We start from the raw sequence: 2,589 nt of genomic DNA, 5'->3' as shown, positions 1-2,589 counted from the left end.
CACCGGTGACTCACATAAGAATGCCCGCGTAATTCTCGAGCTTAGCTTGCCTGTTTCCTGCTCGCGCGGGCCGGCTTGACCCCGGCTGCCGCGTTTGGTGCTTTCGCGAGTTCGATCGCTTCGAGCGTGCGAGTCTTCTCGGCCGCGAGGTAGGTGAGGCGCTGCTGGATTCGGTCGATCTCGCGAGCGATGTGGGCCGGGTTCAAGCTGTCACGGTACCCGGTCAACTCGGCGGTCTTCTCGGCGCTGAGCACACCGGAACGCTGGAGCCGGTCGAATGGTGTCGCGAGCTCATCGTAGACACGTTTACGGCGCCCCCTTTGATCGGTCGCCCAACCGATGGGTTTCTTCGTGGGGGTGAGGAAATTATGGCGATCGTTCACCAGCGGCCATAACTCGTTCAATAGCTTCAGCAGAGGCGCGGTGTCGTACCTCCAGTAGAACGCGTACCGGCGCACGATCTGATTGTTTTTCGACTCGATCGTGGCCTGATCATTCTTCTTGTACGGCCGGGACCTCGTGAAGTAGATGTCAAGTTCTGCAGCCCAACCGATGACGTCGTAGTTGATGAACTCGGACCCGTTATCAAAATCCACCCCGGTCACCTCGAACGGCACTTCGCTGATGAATCGGTCGAGGGCGTCACGAATGTGCAGGTGTGCGTTGTTCCGGATCGAGCGCGTGTACGTCCAACCGGTGTGCATGTCGGTGAGATCAACACTGCGACAGAACTCACCCTTCAAGACGGGCCCGCAGTGTGCGACGGTGTCGCCCTCGAAGAACCCGGGTACGGCCTCGATCTCGTCACCGGCTTTCCTGATCGTGATCGAGTTCCGCAGCAGCGGGCCTGGCGTGGTGGTGGCGATCCCGCGGAGTGGGTCCCTCGCGCGGGCTGGGGCGAGGTAGCGGTCGATCGTGGCCGGTGACATTGCCAGCAACTCGTCCGCGACGTGGTGACTGTACCTGCCCCGGCCTGGGACCAGTTCGCCGTGCGCTTCCAGCAGCATGAGTTGGAGTTCCATTGACGCGGCCAAGTATTTCCCGCTGATCCCGCCCGCGAACGCCCACACTTTCTGCAGCACTTTCAACGCGTCATGTGAGTACTTCAGCGGGCGCGGCTTACGTTGCCGGGCCCCTACCCGACGCGGTTTCAGCGCAGCTTGTAACTGTCTGCGCGCGTTGTCTCTGGACCAGCCCGTGATCGCGCATACCTCGTCAAGGAGACGGCTCTTCTCCTTCTTGGCCGCTGCGGCATACTGCTTCGCGAACTTTCGTGTGATCTCGTGTCTGGCACGCATTGATAGCCCACTTCCCATGAAACTGATGATTCCGTTTCGCGGGCATTTTTACGTGATGCACCGGAAGTGTTTCGCGGGCATATTAGGTGAGGCACGTCGAAGCATTGCGGAATTCAGGAAACGACGCGTATAGTTGGTAGCTGGTGTGTTCCACCGTTTTTTGCTGTGCGTGCGCAGGAGAGGCCGGGGGAGTCGCCTTCTGGGTTAACTCGTCGGAAACGAACGATACCCCCACGGCATACCTGCACCGGTCGCGCAAGCGGCAGCAGGTTAGCGGGCACGTGAGTGTCCGCGCATGCTTGTTCATGTAAGCAGTCCTGTCACCGTGCAGGAGCAACTAGGAGAATCAGTGCCTACTATTCAGCAGCTGGTTCGCAAGGGCCGGTCGCCTAAGGTCACCAAGACCAAGGCGCCCGCACTCAAGGCGAACCCCCAGCAGCGCGGTGTGTGTACCCGTGTGTACACAACCACACCCAAGAAGCCCAACTCGGCGATGCGCAAGGTCGCTCGTGTGAAGCTCTCGAACGGTACCGAGGTCACGGCCTACATCCCAGGTGAGGGCCACAACCTGCAGGAGCACTCGATGGTGCTCGTGCGCGGCGGTCGTGTGAAAGATCTCCCCGGTGTTCGTTACAAGATCGTGCGCGGCGCACTCGACACGCAGGCGGTCAAGGATCGTCAGCAGGCTCGTAGCCGCTACGGTGCAAAGAAGGTGAAGTAATGCCTCGTAAAGGTCCTGCTCCGAAACGTCCCGTCGTTGCCGATCCGGTATACGGTGCGCCCATCGTCAGCCAGCTGGTAAACAAGATCCTTCTCGACGGCAAGAAGGGCCTCGCAGAGCGCATCGTCTACGGTGCACTCGAGGTCGTTGCTGAGAAGAGCGGCCAGGATGCCGTGACCGTTCTCAAGAAGGCGCTCGACAACGTGCGCCCCACACTTGAGGTGCGTTCGCGTCGTGTTGGCGGCAGCACCTACCAGGTGCCCGTCGAGGTCAAGCCGCACCGTGCGAACACACTCGCACTGCGCTGGTTGACCAGCTACGCCAAGGCTCGTCGTGAGAACACCATGACCGAGCGTCTCACCAACGAGATTCTCGATGCATCCAACGGCCTCGGTGCCGCGGTGAAGCGTCGTGAAGACACTCACAAAATGGCCGAGTCGAACCGGGCATTCGCGCACTACCGCTGGTAATTCACCGGTAGCCAGGCGGCTGTGGTGGTGGATCGCGCAAGCGATCCACCACCCGGCCAGCTGCCGCGCCCGCGGCCGCGATCCACCACCTTCCCATTCA

3 protein-coding genes are annotated in these 2,589 nt (G+C 60.8%); 2 read left to right on the top strand and 1 reads right to left on the bottom strand.

The genetic code is table 11. The features are described from left to right. Positions 1-41: 41 nt before the first annotated feature. The gene (locus ACR0R4_RS13060) at positions 42-1,298 is read right to left on the bottom strand and encodes an integrase catalytic domain-containing protein (RefSeq protein ID WP_433645266.1); all 1,257 of its coding nucleotides are present in this window, start codon (positions 1,296-1,298) and stop codon (positions 42-44) included. Between the two features lie 349 nt (positions 1,299-1,647). Between ACR0R4_RS13060 and rpsL the strand changes: the two genes are divergently transcribed. After that, complete coding sequence (rpsL, locus tag ACR0R4_RS13055) at positions 1,648-2,019, top strand: 30S ribosomal protein S12 (RefSeq protein WP_282726384.1); 372 nt, start codon at positions 1,648-1,650, stop codon at positions 2,017-2,019. Then, on the top strand, positions 2,019-2,489 hold the full coding sequence (rpsG, locus tag ACR0R4_RS13050; RefSeq protein WP_433647801.1) for a 30S ribosomal protein S7: 471 nt from the start codon (positions 2,019-2,021) through the stop codon (positions 2,487-2,489). Before rpsL ends, rpsG begins: the two co-directional genes overlap by 1 nt. Positions 2,490-2,589 lie beyond the last annotated feature (100 nt).

It is taken from the genome of Leucobacter fengyongliangi (genome assembly GCF_050971685.1).
Taxonomy (GTDB): domain Bacteria; phylum Actinomycetota; class Actinomycetes; order Actinomycetales; family Microbacteriaceae; genus Leucobacter.
Note: the sequence above shows the minus strand (reverse complement) of the source record. Positions and strands in the feature narration are given on the sequence as shown.